The 25,535-nt window shown below is 66.3% G+C and carries 22 protein-coding genes; 11 read left to right on the top strand and 11 right to left on the bottom strand.

Features of this window, described 5'->3' with window-relative positions:
* Positions 1–50: 50 nt before the first annotated feature.
* The 5 genes from prmC to H162_RS0119690 form a co-directional block, all read right to left on the bottom strand.
* Positions 51–866: a peptide chain release factor N(5)-glutamine methyltransferase gene (gene prmC, locus H162_RS0119710; protein WP_020655216.1), complete on the bottom strand. Its 816-nt coding sequence runs from the start codon at positions 864–866 to the stop codon at positions 51–53.
* Entirely contained in the window at positions 866–1,339 is a 474-nt protein-coding gene (locus H162_RS0119705; protein ID WP_020655215.1) for a disulfide bond formation protein B, read from the bottom strand. Before H162_RS0119705 ends, prmC begins: the two co-directional genes overlap by 1 nt.
* 110 nt (positions 1,340–1,449) lie before the next feature.
* Positions 1,450–2,526: a peptide chain release factor 1 gene (prfA, locus tag H162_RS0119700; protein WP_040787734.1), complete on the bottom strand. Its 1,077-nt coding sequence runs from the start codon at positions 2,524–2,526 to the stop codon at positions 1,450–1,452.
* A gap of 109 nt (positions 2,527–2,635) precedes the next feature.
* Positions 2,636–3,910, bottom strand: coding sequence for a glutamyl-tRNA reductase (hemA, locus tag H162_RS0119695; protein WP_020655213.1), 1,275 nt, complete (start codon positions 3,908–3,910; stop codon positions 2,636–2,638).
* 56 nt (positions 3,911–3,966) lie between these two features.
* A complete protein-coding gene (locus H162_RS0119690) occupies positions 3,967–4,656 on the bottom strand; it encodes a response regulator transcription factor (RefSeq protein WP_026354860.1) in 690 nt (229 codons plus the stop codon).
* A 208-nt stretch (positions 4,657–4,864) separates the two neighbouring features.
* On the opposite strand from H162_RS0119690, the gene H162_RS0119685 reads away from it, so the two are divergent.
* Positions 4,865–5,449 (top strand): hypothetical protein, encoded by a 585-nt coding sequence (locus H162_RS0119685; protein ID WP_156885707.1) that lies wholly within the window; start codon positions 4,865–4,867, stop codon positions 5,447–5,449.
* 99 nt (positions 5,450–5,548) lie between these two features.
* Here H162_RS0119685 and minE read toward each other — a convergent pair whose 3' ends face one another.
* From minE to minC, 3 genes are read right to left on the bottom strand one after another with little or no spacing between them, the layout of a single operon-like run.
* On the bottom strand, positions 5,549–5,800 hold the full coding sequence (gene minE, locus H162_RS0119680) for a cell division topological specificity factor MinE (RefSeq protein WP_020655210.1): 252 nt from the start codon (positions 5,798–5,800) through the stop codon (positions 5,549–5,551).
* Position 5,801: 1 nt separating this feature from the next.
* A complete protein-coding gene (gene minD / locus H162_RS0119675; RefSeq protein ID WP_026354858.1) occupies positions 5,802–6,617 on the bottom strand; it encodes a septum site-determining protein MinD in 816 nt (271 codons plus the stop codon).
* Between the two features lie 36 nt (positions 6,618–6,653).
* Positions 6,654–7,439 carry a septum site-determining protein MinC gene (gene minC, locus H162_RS0119670; protein ID WP_040787742.1) on the bottom strand — a complete coding sequence of 262 codons (786 nt, stop codon included), beginning with the start codon at positions 7,437–7,439 and terminating at the stop codon, positions 6,654–6,656.
* 312 nt (positions 7,440–7,751) lie between these two features.
* Between minC and H162_RS0119665 the strand changes: the two genes are divergently transcribed.
* The 7 genes from H162_RS0119665 (at position 7,752) to H162_RS0119635 (ending at position 15,257) form a co-directional block, all read left to right on the top strand.
* Positions 7,752–8,930: an acetyl-CoA C-acetyltransferase gene (locus H162_RS0119665; protein ID WP_020655207.1), complete on the top strand. Its 1,179-nt coding sequence runs from the start codon at positions 7,752–7,754 to the stop codon at positions 8,928–8,930.
* Positions 8,931–8,978: 48 nt separating this feature from the next.
* On the top strand, positions 8,979–9,719 hold the full coding sequence (gene phbB, locus H162_RS0119660) for an acetoacetyl-CoA reductase (protein WP_026354857.1): 741 nt from the start codon (positions 8,979–8,981) through the stop codon (positions 9,717–9,719).
* A 109-nt stretch (positions 9,720–9,828) separates the two neighbouring features.
* Positions 9,829–11,154, top strand: a complete 1,326-nt coding sequence (locus tag H162_RS0119655; RefSeq protein ID WP_020655205.1) for an amino acid deaminase — start codon at positions 9,829–9,831, stop codon at positions 11,152–11,154.
* Positions 11,155–11,207: 53 nt separating this feature from the next.
* A complete protein-coding gene (gene pip / locus H162_RS0119650; protein ID WP_020655204.1) occupies positions 11,208–12,164 on the top strand; it encodes a prolyl aminopeptidase in 957 nt (318 codons plus the stop codon).
* A 69-nt stretch (positions 12,165–12,233) separates the two neighbouring features.
* Positions 12,234–12,686, top strand: a complete 453-nt coding sequence (locus tag H162_RS0119645) for a DUF2721 domain-containing protein (RefSeq protein WP_020655203.1) — start codon at positions 12,234–12,236, stop codon at positions 12,684–12,686.
* Positions 12,687–12,705: 19 nt separating this feature from the next.
* Positions 12,706–13,161, top strand: a complete 456-nt coding sequence (locus H162_RS0119640; RefSeq protein WP_020655202.1) for a hypothetical protein — start codon at positions 12,706–12,708, stop codon at positions 13,159–13,161.
* Between the two features lie 59 nt (positions 13,162–13,220).
* The gene (locus tag H162_RS0119635) at positions 13,221–15,257 is read left to right on the top strand and encodes an NADPH-dependent 2,4-dienoyl-CoA reductase (RefSeq protein WP_020655201.1); all 2,037 of its coding nucleotides are present in this window, start codon (positions 13,221–13,223) and stop codon (positions 15,255–15,257) included.
* 117 nt (positions 15,258–15,374) lie between these two features.
* Here the strand turns inward: H162_RS0119635 and H162_RS0119630 are convergent, their stop codons facing one another.
* Both H162_RS0119630 and H162_RS0119625 read right to left on the bottom strand, forming a co-directional pair.
* The gene (locus tag H162_RS0119630; RefSeq protein WP_020655200.1) at positions 15,375–16,496 is read right to left on the bottom strand and encodes a beta-ketoacyl-ACP synthase III; all 1,122 of its coding nucleotides are present in this window, start codon (positions 16,494–16,496) and stop codon (positions 15,375–15,377) included.
* Positions 16,497–16,674: 178 nt separating this feature from the next.
* Positions 16,675–18,105, bottom strand: coding sequence for a S41 family peptidase (locus H162_RS0119625; RefSeq protein ID WP_026354856.1), 1,431 nt, complete (start codon positions 18,103–18,105; stop codon positions 16,675–16,677).
* Between the two features lie 596 nt (positions 18,106–18,701).
* On the opposite strand from H162_RS0119625, the gene H162_RS0119620 reads away from it, so the two are divergent.
* The 3 genes from H162_RS0119620 (at position 18,702) to H162_RS0119610 (ending at position 25,201) form a co-directional block, all read left to right on the top strand.
* On the top strand, positions 18,702–20,927 hold the full coding sequence (locus tag H162_RS0119620) for a TonB-dependent receptor plug domain-containing protein (RefSeq protein WP_020655198.1): 2,226 nt from the start codon (positions 18,702–18,704) through the stop codon (positions 20,925–20,927).
* Between the two features lie 70 nt (positions 20,928–20,997).
* Positions 20,998–23,055, top strand: coding sequence for a M13 family metallopeptidase (locus tag H162_RS0119615; protein ID WP_026354855.1), 2,058 nt, complete (start codon positions 20,998–21,000; stop codon positions 23,053–23,055).
* A gap of 73 nt (positions 23,056–23,128) precedes the next feature.
* Positions 23,129–25,201, top strand: a complete 2,073-nt coding sequence (locus tag H162_RS0119610) for a M13 family metallopeptidase (RefSeq protein WP_020655196.1) — start codon at positions 23,129–23,131, stop codon at positions 25,199–25,201.
* Between the two features lie 157 nt (positions 25,202–25,358).
* On the opposite strand, the gene H162_RS35760 is transcribed toward H162_RS0119610, so the two are convergent.
* Entirely contained in the window at positions 25,359–25,508 is a 150-nt protein-coding gene (locus H162_RS35760) for a choice-of-anchor Q domain-containing protein (RefSeq protein ID WP_371846851.1), read from the bottom strand.
* Positions 25,509–25,535 lie beyond the last annotated feature (27 nt).

The raw sequence follows: 25,535 nt of genomic DNA, 5'->3' as shown, positions 1-25,535 counted from the left end.
TTTCCGATGGGAATTGCCCGCCGCACCTTACGGGCGCCACCGGCGGACCGTTACAGCCGCCCGCCGCTGACCCGCTCGATGCCGCCCAGGTCGCGCCAGCTCTGCACCCCGGCAAACCCGCGCGCGGCCAGCAGCGCGCGTACCGCCTCGGCCTGGTCGTAGCCGTGCTCGAGCAGCAGCCAGCCGCCCGGCTCCAGCCAGGCCGGCGCCCCATCGATGATGATGCGCAGGGCCGACAGGCCGTCGGCATGGTCGGTCAGCGCGCCGGCCGGCTCGAAGCGCAGGTCGCCTTCCGCCAGGTGGCGGTCGCCGGCCGCGATGTAGGGCGGATTCGAGGCGATCACGCCGAAGCGCTCGCCTGCCAGTGCGCCGTACCAGTCGCTGCGCAGGAAGTCGACCCGGGCGCCGTTGGCCGCCGCGTTGGCGCGCGCGATGGCGAGCGCATCCTCGCTGACGTCCAGCGCCGTGACGCTGGCGTCGGGCCGCGTGTGGGCCACCGCGACCGCGATCGCGCCGCTGCCGGTTCCCATGTCGAGCAGGCGGCCCTGCGGCGCCAGGCGTTCCAGCGCCAGTTCGACGATCAGTTCGGTGTCGGGGCGCGGGATCAGCACCGCCGGGCCGACCCGGAACGGCAGCCCGAAGAATTCGCGCTCGCCGACAATGTAGGCGATCGGCTCGCCATCCAGGCGCCGCTGCACCAGCGCGCCAAGGCGCGCCGCTTCCTCGGCAGTAAGTGCCCGCTCCGACTGCGTGATCAGGGCCACGCGCGGCAGGCCCAGCGCATGGCACAGCAGGATGCGGTTTTCCAGGGGATCGAGCGGCAGCGCCTGCTGCAGCCGGCCGATCGTGGCGCCTGCGGCGATCATCAGGCTTTGCGGCGCACCAGCACCCAGGCCAGCAGCACGGTCAGGACCACGAACCAGATCGCCGACCATTGCGGGATCGCCAGGCCGAGCACCACATCGGTCGCGCCTTCGCACAGGCCGTCGGCGCGGAACAGCCAGGGCAGGTATTCGGCGGTCGGGATCTTGTTGAGGAAGGTTTCCATCGGGTCGATCCCGCACGAGAAGCCCGGGTTGGCGATCACGTACAGGTGCTTGCCGACCGCGTACAGCCCGCCCAGCCCGGCCAGCAGGGCCAGGATCGTGCCTTCGCGGACCTTGCCGCTGATGGCGGACACCAGGGTGCACACGCCGATGCCGAGGAACATGTAGCGCTGGATCACGCACAGCGGGCAGGGACGCATCTCCAGGATGTGCTGCAGGTAGAGGGCGAAGGCGATCAGCGCGAAGCTGATCGACGACACGGCGAACAGGATCTGGCGGGAAGTAGGCAGCATTGCTTTCTCTGTCTTGGGTGGATCGAAACGGGGCATTCTCGCACGAAGCCGGCGCGCCTGCCCGGATGCATTTTCAATCTGGCAACTTAATCCTTGCTTAACCCGCCGCCTCAGTCGCCCAGCGCCGCCAGCAGCTCGGCCTGGTGCTCGGAGGCCAGCGCATTGGTGAGGTCGGCCAGGTCGCCGTCCATGATGAAGTCCAGCTTGTACAAGGTCAGGTTGATGCGGTGGTCGGTCAGGCGGCCCTGCGGGAAGTTGTAGGTGCGGATCCGTTCGCTGCGGTCGCCCGAGCCGATCAGGCTCTTGCGGGTGGCCGCTTCCTTGGACTGCTGCTCGCGCAGCTGGGCGTCCTTCAGGCGCGCCGCCAGCACCTTCATGGCCTGGGCCTTGTTCTTGTGCTGGCTGCGGTCGTCCTGGCATTCGACCACCAGGCCGGTCGGCAGGTGGGTGATGCGCACCGCCGAATCGGTCTTGTTGATGTGCTGGCCGCCGGCGCCCGAGGCGCGGTAGGTGTCGATGCGCAGGTCGGCCGGGTTGATGTCGATGTCCTCGACCTCGTCCGCCTCGGGCATCACCGCCACCGTGCAGGCCGAGGTATGGATGCGGCCCTGGGTCTCGGTGGCCGGCACGCGCTGCACGCGGTGGCCGCCCGATTCGAACTTGAGCTTGGAATAGGCGCCGTTGCCGACGATGCGCACGATGACCTCGCGGTAGCCGCCCAGGTCGGACGCCGATTCCGACACCATCTCGACCTGCCAGCGGTTGCGTTCGGCGAAGCGGGTGTACATGCGCAGCAGGTCGCCGGCGAACAGGGCCGACTCGTCGCCGCCGGTGCCGGCGCGGATCTCGAGGAAGATGTTGCGCTCGTCGTTGGCGTCCTTCGGCAGCAGCATCTTCTGCAGGTCCAGCTCGAGACCGGAAAGGCGGCCCTTGGCCGACTCGATCTCTTCCTGCGCGAATTCCTTCATCTCCGGATCCTGCAGCAGTTCCTGGGCCGCCGCGATGTCGCCCAGGGCGCCCTGGTACTGGCGGTACAGCGCGACCAGCGGCGACAGCTCGGCGTGCTCGCGGGTCAGCTTGCGGTAGCTGTCCATGTTGGCGGTGGCGCCTTCGTGCATCAGGAGTTCGTCGAGTTCGACGAGGCGGTTGGCGAGCTGGTCCAGCTTGGCCAGCATGGATGGTTTCATACGGATTCCCGGAACAAGACGGATAAGGAGACGGATCGCCGCGAGTATAGCGGCAGGAATGCGCCTGCGCGCCAGGCGCACGCAAGGAGCGGGAAAGAAGGGAGGGCCGCTAACGGCGGCCGCGGAACAGCTGTGGCAGCAGGGCCGCGAGACGGGCGCGCTCGTCGCCCTGGGCATGGTGCAGGGCCTGTTGCGGGCCGTGCAGGAACTTCGCGGTCAGGCCCCTGGACAGCGCTTCGAGCACGGCGTCGACGTCGTCGCCGCGCGCCAGCAGCTTGCGTGCACGGTCCAGTTCAGCCAGGCGCAGCGCCTCGCTCGATTCGTGCAGGTCGCGGATCACCGGCACCATGGCGCGGTCGCCGACCCAGTGCATGAAGGACTGGACGCGGTTCTCGATGATGGCCTCGGCCTGGCGGACGGCGGCCTGGCGGCTTTCCATGCCGGTCTGGACCACCTGCGCGAGGTCGTCCACGGTGTACAGGAACACGTCGTCCAGGCGCGCGACTTCGGGTTCGATATCGCGCGGCACGGCCAGGTCGACCATGAACACCGGGCGGTGGCGGCGCGTCTTGATCGCGCGTTCGACCAGGCCGAGACCGATCAGCGGCAGGGTCGAGGCGGTGCACGAGATCACGATGTCGAACTGGTGCAGGCTGTCGGACAGGTCGGCCAGGCGGATGGCCTTGCCGTTGTAGCGGGTCGCCAGCGCCTCGCCGCGCTCCATGGTGCGGTTGGCGATGGTGATCGATTTCGGGTTCTGGGCCGCGAAGTGGGCCGCGCACAGCTCGATCATCTCGCCGGCGCCGATGAACAGCACGTTCTGGTCGGCGATGCGGTCGAAGATGCGCTGCGACAGGCGCACCGCGGCGGCGGCCATCGACACGCTGTGGGCGCCGATCTCGGTGGTGCTGCGCACTTCCTTGGCCACCGCGAAGCTGCGCTGGAACAGCTGGTGCAGGTAGGTGCCCAGGCCGCCCGCTTCCTCGGCGGTGCGCACGGCGTCCTTCATCTGGCCCAGGATCTGCGGTTCGCCCAGCACCATGGAATCGAGGCCCGAGGCGACCCGGAACGCATGGCGCACCGCGTCGTCCTGCGGCAGCAGGTAGAGGTGCGGGCGCAGCTCGGCATAGTTGAGCGCATGATAATGCGCCAGGAACTGGGCCGAGGCGTCGAGGGGATGGGGCAGGCTGTGTGCCGCGTAGAGCTCGGTGCGGTTGCAGGTCGAGAGGATGGCCGCTTCGTCGGCGCCGCTGGAACCCTGGCGCGCGAACCAGACGCGCGCCGCCTGCACCGCCTTGCCGAGCTGGTCGGGCGCAAGCGCCAGTTGCTCGCGCAGCGAGACCGGTGCTGTGGTGTGGTTCAGGCCGACGGCAAGCAGTTGCATTCCGAGAGGAGGGTAATCAAGGGATGATCCCATTATACCCTCATGGCGAAAGGGTTTCAGGCGCCCAGCTTTTCCAGCCTGTAGCCATAGCTATAGACCGGCACCAGGCGGAAACCGTTTTCCGGCCGCAGGTGGAGTTTGTTGCGCACGCGCGAGACGTGGGTGTCCATGGTGCGCGACGGCACTTCGGTATCGCGGACCCAGACCGATTCGTGGATGTAGGCGCGCGACAGCGGGCGGCCGATGTTGCGGAAGAACAGCAGCGCCAGCGAAAACTCCTTCTGGGTCACGTCGATGACCGCACCGTCCTTCAGCAGGCGGCCCGGGCGGGTCTCGAAGACATACGGGCCGAATTGCAGCTGCTCGGCGCTGTTCTGCGACGGATAGGCGCGGCGCAGCAGGGCCGAGGCGCGCGCCACCAGTTCGCCGCGGCGCAGCGGCTTGACCAAATAGTCGTCGGCGCCGGCGGCGACGCCGGCCATGATGTCGTCTTCGGCATTGTTGCCAACCAGGAACATCGTCGGAGCATTGGCCGCCAGCTTTTCCTTGGCGCGGCGCAGCACTTCGGCGCCTTCCATGTCGGTCACGCTCCAGTCCATCAGGAGCATGTCCGCGCTCTCCTTCCGCAGCTGACCGAGCAAATCCTTGGCGCTTTGATACGGTTGGCAGCTGTGGCCAGCAGCGCTCAGGACCTGGCAAATCAGGTCTGCTTGGGGACGGTCTTGTTCCAGTACGGCAATCTTCATGTTGACGCTTAAGTTAAAAGTTGCCGTTGTAGGAAGAGTCCTACAACGTTAAACCAAATATATCAGACTTTCACAAAATAGTGCTATAGGAAAACATCGAATTTACATTTGTTGCCACTCATGTGTTGTGTGAAAGGGACCACGGAGGCGCGGCAGGCGAGGGAGTACACTCGGGAACAGCCAGGTCAACACAAGCGGAGGTAAGGATATGTTGTTTCGACGCAAACAAGTCATTGACGATTCCGGGCGCGTACCGGTTGCCGGCGCGGAAATCGAACAGGCGCGGGCGCGCTGCATGCAGATGGTGAGGAAGCGCGCCGCGATTTCGGCCGGCGTGGCGGCGGTGCCGCTGCCGGTGGTGGACATCCTGTCCGACCTGACCGCCTTCACCGTGCTGGTCGACGAGATCAACCAGGAATTCGGCCTGACCCAGAAGCAGATCGAGCGGCTGCACCCGCGCCTGCGGGTGCTCGCCTATGAGGCCGCGGCCTCGGTCGGCGGCATGCTGGTGGGTAAGCTGATCACGCGCGGCCTGGTGATGCGGCTGTTCCGGCGTTCCAGCGGAAGGATCGCGGCCAAGACGGTGAGCAAGGTCGTGCCGCTGGCGGGACAGATCGCCTCGGCGGCGATCGGCTACGTGCTGTTCAAGAAGATGGGCGACCAGCACGTCGAAGCCTGCGTGCGCGTGGCGCGCGAGCTGGAGTCGGCCTCGATGGTCGACCTCGACAAGGCCGAGGCGCCGGTGCCGGCCTGGACCGAGAAGAAGGCGGACGAGGAGATCCGGCCGTCCTGACGGAACGAAACGTAGGTGGGCGGGAAACCCGCCCACCTACGTGGCGCACAAAAGACGATGCCCGCCTGACGCGGGCATCGGGGACCGGCGCAGGAAGGATCAGGCGTCGGGCAGCACCACGTTCACGTCGAGCACCTCCAGGTTGCCCTGGCGGTCGAGCGAGATCTTGATGTCGTCCGCGTTGACCTTGGTGTACTTCGAGATCACCTCGATCAGTTCGCGGTGCAGGGCCGGCAGGAAGTCCGGACCGGCGCGGTTGGTGCGTTCGCGTGCAATGATGATCTGCAGGCGTTCCTTGGCGGCTGTCGCGCTCTTCTTTTTTTCCGGGAAGAGGAAGGAGAGCAGGGGCATATCACTTGGCTCCGAAAATGCGCTGGAACAGGCCGGGCTTCTCGTAGTTCGTGAAGCGCAGCGTACGCTCCTCGCCCAGGAAGCGCGCCACCACGTCCTCGTACGCATCGGACACGTCGGTTCCCTTGAAATGGATCGCCGGGTTGCCCTGGTTCGAGGCATGCAGCACCGATTCCGATTCCGGAATGATGCCGATCAGCGGGATGCGCAGGATTTCCTGGACATCCTGGTAAGACAGCATTTCGTCGTTTTCGACGCGCTTCGGCGAGTAGCGGGTGATCAGGAGGTGTTCCTTGACCGGCTCCGAACCGCTCTGGGCGCGGCGCGACTTGGCCTGCAGGATGCCGAGGATGCGGTCGGAGTCGCGCACCGACGACACTTCCGGGTTGGTCACGACGATCGCTTCGTCGGCGAAGGTCAGCGCCATCAGCGCGCCGTGCTCGATGCCGGCGGGCGAATCGCAGATGATGAAGTCGAAGCCCATCTTGACCATGTCGTTCAGGACGCGCTCGACGCCTTCTTCGCTCAGGGCCTCCTTGTCGCGCGTTTGCGACGCCGGCAGGATGAACAGGTTGTCGCAGTGCTTGTCCTTGATCAGCGCCTGGTTCAGGCTCGCTTCGCCATTGATGACGTTGATCAGGTCGTAGACCACGCGGCGTTCGCAGCCCATGATCAGGTCGAGGTTACGCAGGCCCACGTCGAAATCGATGACCGCGGTCTTGTGGCCGCGCAGGGCCAGTCCGGTCGAAAAGCTTGCGCTCGAGGTCGTTTTGCCCACACCGCCCTTGCCGGACGTCACAACAATAATTCGTGCCACAAAAAAGTCCTTTTTCAATATCTGGGAGTTCGGGGATCAGGCGCGCGACGATGCCGGTGCCAGCGAATGGATTTCGATCCGGTCGCCGACCAGCCGGATCTGCGATGGCTGGCGCGACAGGTCGTTCGGGACACCTTCGTCGAAGGTGCGGTACACGCCCGCGATCGACACCAGTTCCGGCTGCATCGAGAGCGCGAAGATGCGCGCCCCGGCGTTGCCGGAAGCGCCCGCCAGTGCGCGGCCGTTGAGGGGCGCGTACACGTGGATGCTGCCGTCGGCGATGATTTCCGCGCCATTGTTGACCACCGCCGTGATGATCAGGTCGCCGCCGCGCGCATAGATGCGCTGGCCGGCGCGCACCGGGGTGTCGATGATCATCGCCGCCGGCGCCGGCGCCGGCGCGGCGGCAGGGGCCGGAATAGGGGCCGGAATAGGGACGGGCGCCGGAGCGGGCTCGGGCGCCGGGGCGGCGGCCGCTGCGCCGCTCTCGGGCGCACGCGCGCCGCTCGAGCCGTCGTCCAGCGCCAGCCCGTGGGCCCGGATCGCATCGGTCATCGCCGGGCTGGCGCCGCGCACCGCCACGGCGTTGAGCCGGTATTTCTTGAGCAGCGCCACCAGGGCCCGCCAGTCGATCGCCGGGGCCTCGTGTGTGATCGACGCAACATCGATGACCGCGAATTCGTCTTCGAAAAAGTCCGACACCCCGCCGGTCATCTGGGTCAGCGCCGCGTCGATGGCTACCGGATCGGCCGAGTGCAGGATAGTCGAGATGGCGACGACCGTGGAAATCTTGATTTCGATTGGCAGGGTGGTTTTCGGCATAAAACGGGAATGGTTGGCGTTGCGCTCGTGCATTCTACTGTGAAATTTACGGGAATGGACAAGCGTGTACGCATCATTCCTAGCGGAAATTGACGCTTTGCCTATGTAGTAAAAATAAGTCGCTCAGCAGGCTGAATGAGCATCCTGACAGGTTGTATTTAATGAATAAACTGATAAGATTGACTCTGCTTAAACATTTAAGCAGACCCCCGATCGTAATATGCATGGGTTTTCGCAACGCTGGCGCACGGTGCAGCGCCAGCACGCTTTCTCAACCAGCCGGCCTGTCGGGCCGGGAGAACGGAGATTGACATGGAAGACGTAGTAATCGTGGCCGCCGGCCGCACTGCAGTCGGCAAATTCGGCGGCACGCTCGCCAAGATCCCAGCCGCCGAACTCGGCGCGCAGGTGATCCGGCACCTGCTCGCGAAGACGGGGATCGATCCTGCAACCATCAGCGAAGTGATCATGGGTCAGGTGCTGACTGCGGGCGTGGGCCAGAATCCGGCCCGCCAGTCGGTCATCAAGGCCGGCTTGCCGGACATGGTTCCCGCCTACACCATCAACAAGGTGTGCGGCAGCGGCCTGAAGGCGACCCACCTGGCGACCCAGGCGATCCGCTGCGGCGACGCGGAGATCGTCATCGCCGGCGGACAGGAAAACATGAGCGCGTCCCCGCACGTGCTCAGCGGCTCGCGTGACGGTTTCCGCATGGGTGACGCCAAGCTGACCGATACGATGATCGTGGACGGCCTGTGGGACGTCTACAACCAGTACCACATGGGCGTGACGGCCGAAAACGTCGCGCGCAAGTACGAAGTGTCGCGCGCGGAGCAGGATGAATTCGCCTTGCAATCGCAACTCAAAGCCGAGGCCGCCCAGAAGGCAGGCCGCTTCAAGGACGAGATCATCCCGATCGAGATTCCGTCCAAGAAAGGCACGGTAGTGTTCGACACCGATGAATACCCGAAACATGGCGCCACCCTCGAAGGGCTGTCCAGCCTGCGTCCGGCCTTCAACAAGGAAGGCAGCGTCACCGCCGGCAATGCGTCCGGCCTGAACGACGGCGCGGCAGCTGTGATCATGATGAGCGCCAGCAAGGCGCGCGAGCTGGGCCTGACCCCGCTGGCGCGCATCAAGGCTTATTCCTCGGCCGGCCTGGACCCATCGGTCATGGGCATGGGCCCGGTATCGGCGTCGAAACTGTGCCTGCAGAAGGCCGGTTGGAAGCACGAGGACGTGGACCTGATGGAAATCAACGAGGCCTTCGCTGCCCAGGCCATCGCCGTGAACAAGGAAATGGGCTGGGACACCTCGAAGATCAACGTGAACGGTGGCGCAATCGCGCTCGGTCACCCGATCGGCGCGTCCGGCGCCCGCGTGCTGGTCACCCTGCTGTACGAAATGATCAGGCGCGACGCCAAGCGCGGCCTGGCCAGCCTGTGTATCGGCGGCGGCATGGGTGTGGCGCTGGCGGTGGAGCGCGACTGACGCTGTGGAAGTATAGGGACGTGATTAACTAAAAATCTGGAGAAGACAATGGCACGAGTAGCATTAGTGACGGGCGGCATGGGCGGCCTGGGCGAAGCGGTCTGCATCAAGTTGGCTGCACTGGGATATCGGGTTGTCACGACCTTTTCGCCGGGTAACACCAAGGCAGACGCCTGGCTGAGCACGATGCGCGAGCAGGGCCTGGACTTCAAGGCCTATGCCTGCGACGTGGCGGACTACGATTCGGCGCAGCAGTGCGTGCGCCAGATCGAGCAGGATGTCGGCCCGGTCGACGTGCTGGTCAACAACGCGGGCATCACCCGCGACATGACCTTCAAGAAAATGGACAAGCCGAACTGGGACCTGGTCATGAAGACCAACCTGGACTCCGTGTTCAACATGACCAAGCCGGTCTGCGACGGCATGGTCGAGCGCGGCTGGGGCCGGATCATCAACATCTCGTCGGTGAACGGCCAGAAGGGCGCTTTCGGCCAGACCAACTACTCGGCAGCCAAGGCCGGCATGCACGGCTTCACCAAGGCGCTGGCGCTGGAAGTGGCGCGCAAGGGCGTGACCGTCAACACCATCTCGCCGGGCTACATCGGCACCAAGATGGTGATGGACATCCCGAGCGAAGTGCTGGAAACGAAGATCCTGCCGCAGATTCCGATGGGCCGCCTGGGCAAACCGGAAGAAGTGGCGGGCCTGGTGGCCTACCTGTCCTCGGACGAGGCTGCCTTCGTTACCGGCGCCAACATCGCGATCAACGGCGGTCAGCACATGTTCTGATCCGCGCGTCGCATCGCGTCAAAAAGCACCGCTTCGGCGGTGCTTTTTTCTTTGCGGTCCTGGCAGCGGGCTTACAATATTCATCCGCCCGTCATCAAGCCACGACCCCATGCACACCTTACCCCACGGCGGCCTCGCGCTGTCCGGCCTCGAAGAACAACTGCTCCACCCCGGCACCAAGGGCCTGCCCCTGCGCGAGCCCCTGCGCCAGGGCGCGATCCCGGTCCAGGGCTGGAACATCCTGCGTGGCGACACCAGTTTCCCGGTCGCGGTGCTCAAGGAATCGGCGCTGCGCCACAACCTCGACTGGATGCGCGCCTTCTGCGAACGCTACGGCGTGACCCTGGCGCCGCACGGCAAGACCACGATGAGCCCGCAGCTGTTCGGCGCCCAGCTGGCCAATGGCGCCTGGGGCATCACCCTGGCCAGCGCCACCCAGGTGCAGCTCGCGCACCGCTTCGGCGTGCGCCGCGTGCTGCTGGCCAACCAGCTGGTCGCGCGCGCCGACATCGACAGCGTGCTGTCGCTGCTGCACGGCGATCCCGACTTCGAATGCATCGTGCTGGCCGACTCGCTGGACGGCGTGGCGCGGCTGGCGGCGGCCGTGCAGGCCAAGGGACTGGCGCGCCCGCTGCCGGTGCTGGTCGAGCTGGGCCTGGCGGGCAAGCGCGCCGGCTGCCGCACCCCCGACGCCGCGCTCGCGGTGGCGCGCGCCGCCGCGCAGGCCGAGGGCCTGGCGCTGGCCGGCTTCGAAGGCTACGAGGGCCTGCTGGTCACCCATGACCGCGCCGCCGACGTGGCCGCCGTGAACACCTTCCTGGAACAGCTGGTGGCCCTGGTGCGCGGCGCCGACGCCGACGGGCTGTTCGGCACGCCGGAGATCCTGCTGTCGGCCGGCGGCTCGTCCTACTTCGACCTGGTGGCGCGCGGCTTCGCCGGCATCGCGGACCTGTCGCGCCCGGTGCGCGCGGTCCTGCGCAGCGGCTGCTACCTGACCAGCGACCACGGCACCTATTACCGCCAGCTGAAGGAACTCGACGAGCGCGAAGGCCGGCCGCAAGGCGGCCTGCGTCCGGCGCTCGAGGTCTGGAGCATGGTGCAGTCGCGCCCCGAGCCGACCCTGGCGATCCTGACCATGGGCAAGCGCGACGCCTCCTACGATGTCGACCTGCCGGTGCCGCTGTTCATCCACCGGCCCGGCAGCGAAGCGGTTCTGCCTGCGCCGCTGCCGCCGGGTTGCGAGATCGTCAAGCTGAACGACCAGCACGCCTACCTGCGCCTGCCGGAAGGCGACCCGCTGTGCGAAGCCCTGGCGGTGGGCGACCTGGTCGGCTGCGGGATCTCGCACCCGTGCACGACCTTCGACAAATGGAGCCTGCTGCTGGCGGTGGACGACGCCTACGCGGTGCGCTTCGCCGTCAATACCTTCTTCTGAAACCGCAGGGCGGTACGCTACAATCGGTTCCCAGACCCACCAAGAGAGCCGCCATGCCTGTCACGCCGCCGTCGCTATTCCCGCCGATCCAGCCCAACCGCCATGGCATGCTCGCCGTCGACGAGCTGCACACGATCTACTGGGAAGAAGTCGGCAACCCGGACGGCATCCCGGTGCTGTTCCTGCACGGTGGCCCGGGCGCCGGGCTGTCGCCCCAGCACCGGCGCTTCTTCGATCCGCGCGCCTACCGCGTGATCCTGTTCGACCAGCGCGGCGCCGGCAAGTCTACCCCGCTGGGCGAGTGGCGCAACAACACCACCCAGCTCCTGATCGAGGACATCGAGCGCCTGCGCGCGCTGTTCGGCATCGAGCGCTGGCTGGTGTTCGGCGGCTCGTGGGGCTCGACCCTGGCCCTGGCCTACGGCCAGGCGCACCCGCAGCGCTGCCTCGGCTTCGTGCTGCGCGGGATCTTCCTGTGCACCCACGCCGAAGTCGACTGGTTCCTGAATGGCGTGCGCTGGTTCTATCCCGAGCTGTACGAGGAATTCGTGGCGCCCATCCCACAGGAAGAGCGCGGCGACCTGCTGAAGGCCTATGCCAGCCGCCTCCTGTGCCACGACCCGGATGTATACTGGCCGGCCGCGCGCGCCTGGAGCCGCTTCGAGGGGCGCCGGGTGTTCCTGCTGCCCCAGCCCGAGGAAGTCTCGTCCGACACGCTCGACCTGGGCGTGGGCCGGCTCGAATCGCACTACATGGCCAACGGCGCCTTCGTCGAGGAAGACCAGCTGGTGCGCGAGGTCGGCCGGATCGCCCACCTGCCGGCGGTGATCGTGCAGGGCCGCTACGACGTCATCTGCCCGCCGCTGTCCGCCTACCGCCTGCACGCGGCCTGGCCCGGCGCGAAGCTGCACATGATTCCCGACGCCGGCCACGGCGCGCTGGAAAGCGGCATCGCGCGCGCGCTGGTGTCGGCCACCGAACAGTTCAAGCGGCACGGCCGCTTCGATTGAGTGCAGGCCAGCCCGCGCGGGCTGCTACACTAGCAACCAGACACACCACAACAATTCGAACGTGTTTTCATGAATATCCAGATCAGCGACATCGGTCATGTCATCCAGCTGGCGATCGCGCCGGTTTTCCTCCTGACCGGGGTGGCAACCAAGCTGACCGTGCTGACCAACCGCCTGGCGCGCATCATCGACCGCACCCGGGTGCTCGAAGACCGCCTGAAAGTAAGCCGGAACGAAGAGTTTTCCGCCGAGCTCGAGCATATGTACCAGCGTTCGCACCTGATCAACTTCGCGATCACCTCCAGCACTTCCTGCGGCCTGCTGATCTGCGTGGTGATCGCGATGCTGTTCCTGGGCGACACCACCAACCTGCCGCTCGACCAGTACATCGCGGGCTGCTTCGTGCTCGCGATGATCGGCCTGATCTGCAGCTTCGTTTTCTTCCTGCGCGAGATCCTCATCGCATCGCGCTTCATGCGCATGCAGCACGTCGCTTCGCTCACGCAGCAGTCTCCCCGCTGACGCGGTCACGAAAGAATTTATGCACGACTACCAACGCCCCCCGACCCTCCACCGCTACGCACTGCACGCCGAGCTCGACGCCGCGCTGCGTGGCGGCCAGTTCCGCCTGGTTCCGTCCGGCGGCTTCCTGACCCTGTCGTTTTCCCAGGCCTGGGACAAGCGCCTGTTCGATGTGCTGGCCCCGGCCGATACCTGCCTGGTCATCCACAACACCGAGGAATTCGGCGAGCGCCTGCACCGCGCGGTGCAGCGCATGCTGCCGAACTGGGCGGGCATCGACGGCCCGGTCGAATACGGCAGCCGTTCGCGCCTCGGCGCCGCCTTCACGAAAAGCCTGGCCCATTCGCAGGAGCAGGAATGGCAGTTCGCCTGGCGCTCGATGTCGGCCAACGCCAGCCTGCACCCGGTCACGGTCAACATCGGCAGCATCGAGCAGTTCGCCGAGCTGCGCAGCCGCGAAAGCCACCTGGCCTGAGCAGCCGCCTCTGGCCAGTTTAGAAACACGACTCCAGGAAATCACGGTGTAATGCCGTGATGACCTCTACTACCGCTTTTCCCCGCCTGCTCGCGCCGCTCGACCTGGGTTTCACCACCCTGAAGAACCGCGTGATCATGGGCTCGATGCACACCGGGCTCGAAGACCGTTTCTACAACTACGGCAAGCTGGCCGCGTTCTACCGCGAACGCGCGCGCGGCGGCGTCGGCCTGATCGTCACCGGCGGCATCTCGCCCAACCGCCAGGGCTGGCTGCTGCCCTTCGGCGGCACCCTGAACTTCCTCGGCGACGTGCCCAACCACCGGCGCGTCACCCGCGCCGTGCACGAGGAGGGCGGCAAGATCGTGCTGCAGATCCTGCACGCGGGCCGCTACGGCTACCAGCCCTTCGTGGTCTCGGCGTCAAGCCTCAAGTCGCCGATCTCGCGCTTCACGCCGAAGGCGCTGAGCGACCGCGGCATCGAAGCGACCATCCGCGCCTACGCGCGCTGCGCGAAACTGGCGAAGCTGGCCGGCTACGACGGCGTCGAGGTGATGGGCAGCGAAGGCTACCTGCTGAACCAGTTCCTGTGCGCGCGCACCAACCAGCGCCCTGACGCCTGGGGCGGTTCGATCGAGAACCGCATGCGCCTGCCGGTCGAGGTGGTGCGGCGCATCCGCGCCAGCGTGGGCCGCGAGTTCATCCTCATGTACCGCCATTCGCTGCTCGACCTGGTCGAAGGCGGCAACACCTGGGACGAAGTGGTGGCGACCGCCCAGGCGCTGGAGGCGGCCGGGGTCGACATCCTGAACACCGGCTACGGCTGGCACGAGGCCCGGATCCCGACCATCGTCACCTCGGTGCCGCGCGCCGCCTTCGCCGGCCTGGCGGGGCGCCTGCGCGGCGCGGTGAGCATTCCGGTGGTGGCCTCGAACCGCATCAACATGCCGGCCGAGGCCGAGGCGCTGCTGGCCGGCGGCGCGGCCGACCTGGTGTCGATGGCGCGTCCCTTCCTGGCCGATCCCGAGTTCGTCGCCAAGGCCGCCGGCGGCCGCAGCGACGAGATCAATACCTGCATCGCCTGCAACCAGGCCTGCCTCGACCACACCTTCTCGAACCGGCGCGCCACCTGCCTGGTCAATCCGCGCGCCTGCCACGAGACCGAGCTGGTCTACCGCAAGCCGGTGAAGGCGAAGCGCATCGCGGTGGTGGGCGCCGGGCCGGCCGGCCTGTCGGCGGCCACGGTCGCGGCCGAGCGCGGCCACCGGGTCACCCTGTTCGACGCGCTGGACCGCATCGGCGGCCAGTTCAACGTCGCCATGCGCGTGCCCGGCAAGGAAGAATTCGCCGAGACCATCCGCTATTTCGGACGCCGGCTCGAACTGCTCGGCGTCGAGCTGCGCCTGGGCCGGCGCGCGACCCGCGAGCAGCTGCTGGCTGAGGGCTACGACGAGGTGATCGTCGCCACCGGCATCACCGTGCGCCATCCGAAGATCGAGGGCATCGACCATCCAAAGGTGCTGAGCTATCTCGACGTGCTGCGCCACGGGAAGCCGGTGGGCCGGCGGGTGGCGGTCATCGGTGCCGGCGGCATCGGTTTCGACATGGGCGAGTTCCTGGTGCACGACCCGCAGGTCGCCTTGCCGGTGCCGGCCGCGCACTGGATGGGCGAGTGGGGCGTGGACCCGCTGGTCGCCACGCCCGGCGGGCTGGCGCCGAAGGTGGAGCCGCATCCGCCGCGCCAGGTGTGGCTGTTGCAGCGCAAGAGCACGAGGCCGGGGGCGGGACTGGGCAAGACCTCGGGCTGGGTGCACCGCGCGACCCTGGTGCGCAACGGGGTGACCATGCTGGCGGGGGTGCAGTACGAGCGCATCGACGATGCGGGGCTGCATATCACCGTCGGGGGCGAGCGGCGGCTGCTGGAAGTGGATAACGTGGTGATCTGCGCGGGGCAGGAGAGCCTGGCGGAGCTGATGCCGCCGGAGGGCACGCGCGGCGGGCCGGGATTCCACAAGATCGGCGGGGCGGCGCTGGCGGCGGAACTCGACGCCAAGCGCGCGATCCGCGAAGGCGCCGAGCTGGCTGCGCGGCTTTAAGAAAGGCCTGTAGGGTGGGCGGGTCCTCCCGCCCACGCGGCGAAAGTTGGCGGCACGATACCGAGCGCGATGATCTTGCCTTCAACTATCACCGCGTGGACGGCGAAGCCGTCCACCCTACTTCTTGCGCACGACGACGCAGCCGATCGAATAGCCGGCGCCGAACGAGCAGATCACGCCCTTGGCTCCCGCCGGCAGATCGTCCTGGTACTTGTGGAATGCAATGATCGACCCCGCCGACGAGGTGTTGGCATAGGTATCGAGGATCACCGGCGCTTCCTCCGGCGTCGCGTCGCGCCCGAGCAGGGTGCGTGCGATCAGGAGGTTCATGTTCAGGTTCGCCTGGTGCAGCCAGTAGCGCGAGATGTCCTTCACCTCGAGGCCGGCCTTGTGCACGGTGTCGGCGATCGTCTCGGCCGCCATCGGGCACACTTCCTTGAACACCTTGCGGCCCTGCTGGCGGAACAGCTTGTCCGGCTGGCCCACGCCCGCCTCGTCGAAGCGGTTCATGAAGCCGAAGTTGTTGCGGATGTTGTTCGAGAACTTGGTCTTGAGCTGGCTGTCCAGGATCTCCCACTGGTGTTCGCCGGTCGCAGTCTCGGCCGCCTCGACGATCACGGCGGTGCAGGCGTCGCCGAAGATGAAGTGGCTGTCGCGGTCGCGGAAGTTCAGGTGGCCGCTGGTGATCTCGGGATTCAGCATCAGGACCGCGCGCGCGCGGCCGTTGCGCACCGCGTCGACCGCGGTGGCGATGCCGAAGGTGGCCGAGGAGCAGGCCACGTTCATGTCGAAGCCGAAACCGTCGATCCCCAGCGCTTCCTGGACTTCGACCGCCATGGCGGGGTAGGGACGCTGCATGTTGCTGCAGGCGACCAGCACCATGTCGATGTCGGCCGCGGTCTTGTTGGCGCGCGCCAGCGCTTCGCGCGCCGCGCCCAGGCACATCTCGGCCTGCAGCGAGATCTGGTCGTCGGCGCGCTCGGCGATGCGCGCGGTCATGCGGTGCGGGTCCAGGATGCCCGACTTCTCCATCACGTAGCGCGACTTGATGCCCGATGCCTTCTCGATGAAGCCGCTGCTCGACGGCTCCAGCGCAGTCGCTTCGCCGGCCGCGATCGCGGCGGCGTTTTCCTGGTTGAACAGCTCGACGTAGGCGTTGAAGGCCACTACCAGCTCGTCGTTGGAGATCGAGTTCTCGGGCGTAAACAGGCCGGTGCCGCTGATGACGACAGGTTTCATGATCGGGAAACTTTCAAAGGGAATAAAGGGACTTGCCCGCAGGATGCGCCGATTCTACACGGTCGTGCTAAAACGTGGAATCGCCGGAGACAGGCTTGTTGAAGGCGATCCGGACTGGTATGCAGGCCGCTTGCCATGCGTCGGTCCACGTCCCCGCAAGGGTGGGGCAAGTGCCGGCTCAGCGGCCTTCGACAGCCTGCTGGGCCAGCCTGGTCGAGCGCGCCCCCTTGGACAACTGGACCTGCTCGCCCTTGAGGTGGCGCAAGGCCTGCGCCAGCTGGAAGTCTTCGTTGCTGCCGTAGTCGACCGGCTTGCGCAGGCGCGCCTCGGCCAGCACGCGCACCTGTTCGTCGATGTCGTCCTGGCGCGTCGCCACTTCCTTGTCGCGGTCGTTCGACAGGTGGCGCTCCAGGTCGGCCTCGCGCATGCGCAGCGCATTCAGGCCGTCGCCTTCGGCGGTCTCGTCGACCGGGAAGTCGGGCACGATGCCGCGCGCCTGGATCGAGCGCCCGGCCGGGGTGTAGTAGCGCGCCGTGGTCAGCTTGACCGCCGCGTCGCGGCCGATCGGGCGGATGGTCTGCACCGAGCCCTTGCCGAAGGTCTGGGTGCCGAGGATGATGGCGCGCTTGTAGTCCTGCAGCGCGCCGGCCACGATTTCGGAGGCCGAGGCCGAGCCGGTATTCACCAGCACCACCATCGGCAGGCTCTTGAATGCTGACGGCAGGCTGGCCAGCGGGTCGGAACCGCTGCGCAGCATGTAGAACTCGGGACGCCCGTAGAAGCGCTGCTTGGAATCGGCCAGCTGGCCATTGGTCGAGACGATCTCGGCATCCTTGGGCAGGAAGGCCGCCGCCACCCCGATCGCGCCCTGCAGCAGGCCGCCCGGGTCGTTGCGCAGGTCGAGTACCAGGCCCTTCATGTCCGGATCCTCGCGGTATAGCGCCTGCAGCTTGGCGGCCATGTCGTCCACGGTAGGCTCCTGGAACTGCGAGACGCGCACCCAGGCATAGCCGGGTTCGACCATCCTGGCCTTGACGCTTTTCTGGATGATCTCGCTGCGCACGATGGTGAAGCGCAGCGGTTCCGGCGCATCCTTGCGTGCGATGGTGAGCGTGACCCTGGTGCCCGGCTCGCCGCGCATGCGCTTGATCGCGTCGTTGATCGGCAGGCCCTGCACCGGATGGCCGTCGATCTCGGTGATCAGGTCGCCTTCCTTGATGCCGGCATGGAAAGCGGGCGAATCCTCGATCGGGGCGACGATCTCGACATAGCCCTCCTCGCTTTCGGAAATCTCGATGCCGAGGCCGACGAAGCGGCCCTCGGTGCCTTCGCGCAGCTCGCGGAAGGCGCGCGGGTCGAGATAGGCCGAATGGGGATCGAGCGAGGCGACCATGCCGGAAATGGCTTCCGACAGCAGCGCCTTGTCCTCGACCGGTTCGACGTAGGTGGCCTTGATGACGCCGTAGACGTCGGCCAGCTGGCGCAGTTCGGCCATGGGCATGCCTGCCTCGACCGGTTTCTGGGCGAGGGCGGAAAACTGCATGGAGATGGCGACCCCGGCAATCGCGCCAAGGCCAACGAGACAGGAATTCTTGAAAGTGGAGCCCATGGGTCACCCGTAGTGGCAGCGCGCGCCATTGTCACACCTGAGGTAGCGCGAGCCCAGTATAAACCCGTTCACGCGGTCCATGCGGGCGCGAGCGCAAACGGACGCGCGCCCGGCGCCAGGCGGGTGCGACTACCTGGAGTGTAAAGACAAATCGGGAGAAAGTGTCAAGCTTGTTCGCGCTTTGCCTGGCGTTGGTAAGCAATTGTAAGAGTGCAAGCGAACGGGGGAGAGGCACCCTATAGTCAATCTCAGTTTTTCTCTCTCTCCACTCTTTGAAGTGGTCTTCGCCCACGGCCCCCTCCGTGGGCTTTTTTCTTTCCGGACTGCTCAAACGCGCAGGGCGCGATCCCGGATGCCTCCCTGCGGATTGTACATTCCGTTCCGCAACTCCCACCGTCTGTTTGCCAGGCTGTTGTCCGGGTCCAACACATGCATATGTCAGTTTCATCGATCCGACATACAGATCATGTATCGAAAAGTAAAAAAAGCCTGATTGCCATCGCTGCCTGTTTTTCAGCCGCTAGAATGCCTCAACCCTGCCGGCATGCGCCTTCGCCGCGCGTCCCGGGATGCCACTGCAAGAACAAGAATAGCGAATGAAACCATATGCTTCCCTGGCCTGCGCGGCGCTGCTCGGTACTGCAGCCGCCCACGCCGCCGGCCAGGTCACTCCTGAAGCCGGCGCCGCGCAGGAACAGGCCCCATCTCCCGCCCCGGGCCGCTCCGCCGCCGCCAAACCCGACGCAACGATCCAGCAGGTCACGGTCAGCGGCAGCCGCGCCAACGACACCGACCAGCGCCGCCTGTCGACCGCCGGCAAGATGGTGTTCGGGCGCGAAGAGCTGGACCGCAATGGCGACAGCAATGTCGGCGACATCCTCAAGCGCCTGCCGGGCGTGACCGTCGGCGGTGCGCCGGGACGCGGCGGCGGCGGGGTGCGCATGCGCGGCATGGGCAACGGCTATACCCAGATGCTGGTGAATGGCGAGCGCCCGCCGCCGGGCTTCTCGCTGGAGTCGCTGCCGCCCGACCAGGTCGAGCGCATCGAGGTGATGCGCGGCCCGGTGGCCGAGCACAGCACCCAGGCGATCGCCGGCACCATCAATATCGTGCTGCGCGAGGGTTACCAGCAGAAGGACATCCAGTTCCGCGTCAGCGACAGCGTGGCGAAAGGCCTGCATTCGCCCAACGTGTCGCTGGCGATGCCGGGCAAGTCGGGCCAGCTGGGCTGGCTCACCAACGTGATGCTGCACCAGAACCGCAACGAGAACGAGAGCACGACCTACGACCGCAGCGAGCGGCGCGACGGCACGCCCGATAGCGAGCAGCTGCTGCGCGGCCGCAGCGATGCGCGCTCCAGGGGGCTGCACCTCAGCCCGCGCGTGTCCTACACCTTCGACAACAAGGACACGCTGACGATCCAGCCCTTCCTCGGCGTCAATCGCAGCAACTCGCGCCTGGCCAACGAGGTCGAGCGCATCGCCGGCTCGCCCGACTATGCGCGCCTGTTGCAGGCATCGAGATCGGAAGCGACTTTCGGGCGCCTGTTCGGCAACTGGCTGCACCGCATGGAAGGCGGCGCCAAGCTGGATGTGAAGTTCGGCGCCGGTGGCGCCAACAGCGAAAACAGCAGCCTGCGCCGCAGCTTCGGCTTCGCCGGCGAGCCGCTGCGCGTCTTCAACGACAGCGGCGACTCGCGCTTCCGCAGCGCGAACACCGGCGGCAAATACACGAAGCCGGTCGCCAAAGGCCACCTGCTGGCGATCGGCTGGGATGTCGAGGCGAACCGCCTGGAACAGGTCCAGGTGGCCGAGGACGACGGCAGCCCGCTGTACGAGGAATCGGGCGCCAGCCTGGCCGCCAAGCAGCGCCGCCTGGCGCTGTTCGCCCAGGACGAATGGGACATCACCGAGCGCTGGTCGGCCTACCTGGGCCTGCGCTGGGAAGGCATCCGCACCACCAGCCAGGGCGCCGGCAAGGACGTGAAGAACCTCAGCCGCGTCTGGAGTCCGGTGCTGCACACGGTGTGGCGCATTCCCGGCAGCGAGAAGGACCAGCTGCGCGCCAGCCTGACGCGCAGCTACCGCGCCGCGCCCCTGAACGACATGATCGCGGCCCCGGGCATCTCGGCCGACAATTCCTTCGTGCGCCCCGACCGCAGCGGCAATCCGGACCTGAAGCCCGAGCTGGCCACCGGCATCGACCTGGCCTATGAACACTACATCGGCCGCACCGGCATCGTCTCGGCGAGCGGCTTCGTACGCGACGTGGACGACCTGATCCGCCGCGTGGTCATCGAAACGGCGACTGCCCAAGGCCTGCGCTGGATCTCGCGTCCGGCCAACATCGGCAAGGCGCGCACCAGCGGCATCGAACTGGAAGCCAAGTTCCAGCTGTCCGACCTGTTCCCGGCAGCGCCGAACGTCGACGTGCGCGCGAACTACAGCCGCTTCTGGTCCGACGTCGAGGACATCCGCGGCCCGTACAACCGCCTCGAGGGCCAGGCCGGGCAGACCGCCAACCTGGGCGCCGACTGGCGCCTGAAGGCGATCCCGCTGACCCTGGGCGCGAGCATCAACTGGACTCCGGAGTTCGCGGTCCAGGCCAGCAACGAGGAGCTGTCGCGCACCGGCGCCAAGCGCCAGCTCGACGTGTTCGGCCTGTGGCGCTTCCCGGCCCATACCCAGCTGCGCCTGTTCGGCAGCAACCTGCTGTCGCAGAACTACGACACGGCGCGCAGCGTGACCCTGCCGGACGTGTTCACCAGCACCCAATCGCGCACTTACGCAACGGTCGGGGTACGGCTGGAGACGAAACTGTGATTCCCGCCGACACCCTGTGCTACATTTTCCGGCTTATCAAGCCGACTTACCCCCGCAATTGAGGATTTTCATGAAGCGACACCTTCTGAGCACCTTGACCTTGTCCCTGATGGCTGCATTCGCCCACGCGGCGGATAACACGCCAGCCCCGGCTACCGCCGGATCGGCACGCATCTCGGGCATCGACACGCAATACATCGACACCAGCGTGCGTCCTCAGGACGACTTCTTCACCTACCTGAACGGCAAGTGGCTGAAGAGCACCGAGATCCCGAGCGACAAGGCCAGCTGGGGCACCTTCATGAAGCTGCGCGACGACACCACGCCGCAGCTGCGCGCGATCATCGAGGCCGCGCAACAGGATCCGGCAGCAAAGTCCGGCAGCGAAGCCCGGAAGATCGGCGACCTGTACGCCAGCTTCATGGATGAAGCGCGCCGCGAAAGCCTGGGCTACAAGCCGCTGACCGGCGAGCTGGCCCGCATCCGCGCGCTGAAGGACAAGAAGGGCGTCCCGACCCTGGTCGCGCACCTGTCGAAGATCGGCGTGGCGACCCCGTACGGCATCCGCGTCGGCCAGGATGCGCGCGCGTCCACCAAGTACGCGACCTATATCGGCCAGAGCGGCCTGGGCATGCCCGACCGCGACTACTACCTGAAGCTGGACGACAAGCGCATGGCCGAGACCCGCGCCGCCTACGAGAAGCACGTGGCGAAGATCCTGGCGCTGGCGGGCGAAACGAATGCCGAGGCCCAGGCCCGGGCGATCGTCGAGTTCGAGACCGAACTGGCCAGGGTGCAATGGACCAAGGTCGAGAACCGCGACCCGGTCAAGCGCTACAACAGGATGGACGTGGCCAAGCTGGCCGAACTGGCGCCGGGCTATGACTGGAAGGCCGCCCTGGGCGCCGCCGGCGTGGCCAGCAAGCTCGAGTACGTGATCGTGGCCCAGCCGAGCTACCTGACCGGCTTCAACCAGGTGCTGGAAAAAACCGAGCTGTCCACCCTGAAGTCCTACTTCGAATGGCAGCTGCTGCGCGAATACGCGCCCTACCTGTCGAAGGCCTTCGTGGACGAGAACTTCGCCTTCTACGGCACCGTGCTGACCGGCGTCACCGAGCAGCGCCCGAACTGGAAGATCGGCGTGGCGACCGTCGAGGGCGCGCTGGGCGAGGCGCTCGGCAAGCTGTACGTGAAGGAGCACTTCCCGGCCGAGCGCAAGGCGCGCATGGAAGTCCTGGTGAAGAACCTGATGGCCGCCTACAAGGAATCGATCGACAAGCTCGACTGGATGAGCCCGGCGACCAAGGAGCAGGCCCAGGCCAAGCTGGCCAAGTTCACCCCGAAGATCGGCTATCCGGACAAGTGGCGCGACTACGCGGCCCTGAGCGTCAAGCGCGACGACCTGGTCGGCAACGTGATGCGCGCCTCGACCTTCGCCTACAACCGCAACGTCAACAAGCTGGGCAAGCCGATCGACCGCCAGGAATGGGGCATGACGCCGCAGACCGTGAACGCCTACTACAGCAGCTCGATGAACGAGATCGTGTTCCCGGCCGCGATCCTGCAGCCGCCGTTCTTCGACATGCGCGCCGACGACGCCGTCAACTACGGCGCGATCGGCGCCGTGATCGGCCACGAGATCGGCCACGGCTTCGACGACAAGGGCAGCCAGTCGGATGGCGACGGCAACCTGCGCGACTGGTGGACCAGGGAAGACCGCGCCGCGTTCCAGGCGCGCACCGACAAGCTGGTCAGGCAGTACAACGCCTTCAGCCCGCTGCCGGGCTATAACGTGAACGGCGAACTGACCCTGGGCGAGAACATCGGCGACAACGCCGGCCTGTCGATCGCCTACAAGGCCTACCGGATCTCGCTGGCCAAGCAGCCGGCCCCGGTGATCGATGGCTTGACTGGCGACCAGCGCTTCTTCATGGGCTTCGGCCAGGTGTGGCGCTCGAAGATGCGCGAGGCGCAGCAGATCAACCAGGTCAAGACCGACCCGCACTCGCCGGGCCAGTTCCGTGCCAACGGCACCGTGATGAACCTGCCGGAGTTCTATGAAGCATTCGGCGTGAAGGAAGGCGACAAGATGTATCTGGCGCCGAAGGACCGCGTGACCATCTGGTAAGCGCGGCACAGGCAGTACGGGCCGGCGTCACGAGCGCCGGCTCGCCCCCACCAAAACAACATTGGAGAGACTGATGAAACGACATCTGCTGAGCGCCGCGGCGCTCGTCCTGGTGGCATCGATGGCGCAAGCCGAGACCGGCAGCGCCGCCAGGAGCACCGCCAAGAGCGGCGCCAAGGCCGCCACCCTGACGTCCGGCATCGCGCTGCAGTACGTGGAACCGTCGGTACGCGCGCAGGACGACTTCTTCGAGCACCTGAACGGCAAATGGCTGAAGACGGTCGAGATCCCGGCCGACAAGTCGACCTGGGGCGCCTTCCACCAGCTGCGCGACGACACCCTGCCGCAGCTGCGCGCGATCATGGAAAAGGCGGCCGCCGACAAGAATGCGGCGGCCGGCACCGAAGTCCAGAAGATCGGCGACTTCTACGCCAGCTACATGGACGAGGCGCGCCTGGAACAGCTGGGCATCACGCCCTTGAGCGGCGAACTGGGCAAGATCGCCGCGATCAAGGACAAGGCCGAACTGCCGGCGGTGTTCGCCCACCTGGGCCGCATCGGCGTGAACGTGCCGTTCGTCTTCTACATTCACCAGGACGCCAAGGATTCGACCAGGTACGTGGCCGACCTGTACCAGGCCGGCCTGGGCATGCCGGACCGCGACTACTATCTGAAGACCGACGATGCCAAGCTGGCCGACATCCGCGCCAAGTACCAGCAGCACGTCGAGAAGCTGCTGGCCATGGCCGGCAACAAGAACGCCGCCCTTGACGCCAAGGCGATCGTCGAGCTCGAGACCGAGCTGGCCAAGGTGCAGTGGACCAAGGTCGAGAACCGCGACCCGGTCAAGACCTATAACAAGGTCGAGCTGGCCAAGCTGGCCGAGCTGGCGCCGGGCTACGACTGGAAGTCGTGGCTGGACGCCTCCGGCATCGGCGCCAAGACCGGCTACGTGATCGTCAGCCAGCCGACCTACCTGAAGGGCTTCGCCGAGGTGGTCAAGCGCGTGCCGCTCGAGACCTGGAAATCCTACCTGCAGCTGCACCTGGTGAACGGCTACGCCAACTACCTGTCGAAGGCCTTCGTCGACCAGCGCTTCGCCTTCAACGGCACCACCCTGGCCGGCATCCCGCAACTGGAACCGCGCTGGAAGCGCGGCGTCACCACCCTCGAGTCGGGCGTGGGCGATGCGGTCGGCAAGCTGTACGTGAAAGAACACTTCCCGGCCGAGCGCAAGGCGCGCATGGAAGTGCTGGTCAAGAACCTGCTGGCCGCCTACAAGGATTCGATCGATACCCTCGACTGGATGAGCCCGGCAACCAAGAAGGAAGCCCAGGCCAAGCTGGCCAAGTTCACCCCGAAGATCGGTTATCCGAACAAGTGGAAGGATTATTCCACCCTGAGCATCAAGCGTGACGACCTGGTCGGCAACGTGATGCGTTCGCGCGAAGTGGAATACAACCGCGAGTTGAACAAACTGGGCAAGCCGATCGACCGCGAAGAGTGGGGCATGACGCCGCAGACGGTGAACGCCTACTACAACCCGGAACTGAACGAGATCGTGTTCCCGGCCGCCATCCTGCAGCCGCCGTTCTTCGACGCCAATGCGGATGACGCGGTCAACTACGGCGGCATCGGCGCCGTGATCGGCCACGAGATCAGCCACGGCTTCGACGACCAGGGTTCGCAGTACGACGGCGACGGCAACATGCGCAACTGGTGGACCGCCGAGGACAGCAAGAAGTTCGCGGAAAAGACCAAGGTGCTGATCAATCAGTACGCGTCCTACAGCCCGCTGCCGGGATACAACGTGAACGGTGAACTGACCCTGGGCGAGAACATCGGCGACAACTCGGGCCTGGCGATCGCCCACAAGGCGTACAAGATCTCGCTGAAGGGCAAGAAGGCGCCCGTGATCAACGGCCTGAGCGGCGACCAGCGCTTCTACATGGGCTGGGGCCAGGTGTGGCGCACCAAGATGCGCGAGCCGGCGCAGATCGCCCAGATCAAGACCGACCCGCACTCGCCGGGCCAGTACCGCGCCAACGGCACCCTGAAGAACCAGCCGGGCTTCTACGAAGCCTTCGGCGTCAAGCCGGGTGACAAGATGTACCTGGCGCCGAAGGATCGCGTGATCATCTGGTAAGCCGCTTTCCGGACGGGCCTGCCTCGTCCGGACATCCGTGATGAACGAAAAAAAGTCGTCCGGCGCAAGCCGGACGACTTTTTTCATGCATGCCGGGCATCGTTGCCGATGCCGGCCTGGCAACTGACGGGGCAGCTTGCTCCGTCAGCCCGGGTGCTTACTTGGCCTCGTAGGCGCCGATGTCGACGGTGCCCAGGACCGGACGGGTGACGCCCTTGGCCACGTGCTGGTAGCTGGCGATAGCCTTCAGCGCGGCGGTGGACACGGCCGAACCCGTGTTCAGGGCCTGGGTCGAAGTCGGACGCAGGTCCCATGCCGACTTGTTGACGAAGCC

The organism is Massilia niastensis DSM 21313, assembly GCF_000382345.1.
Taxonomy (GTDB): Bacteria; Pseudomonadota; Gammaproteobacteria; order Burkholderiales; family Burkholderiaceae_D; genus Telluria; species Telluria niastensis.
This window is presented reverse-complemented; position numbering and strand designations above follow the sequence as displayed.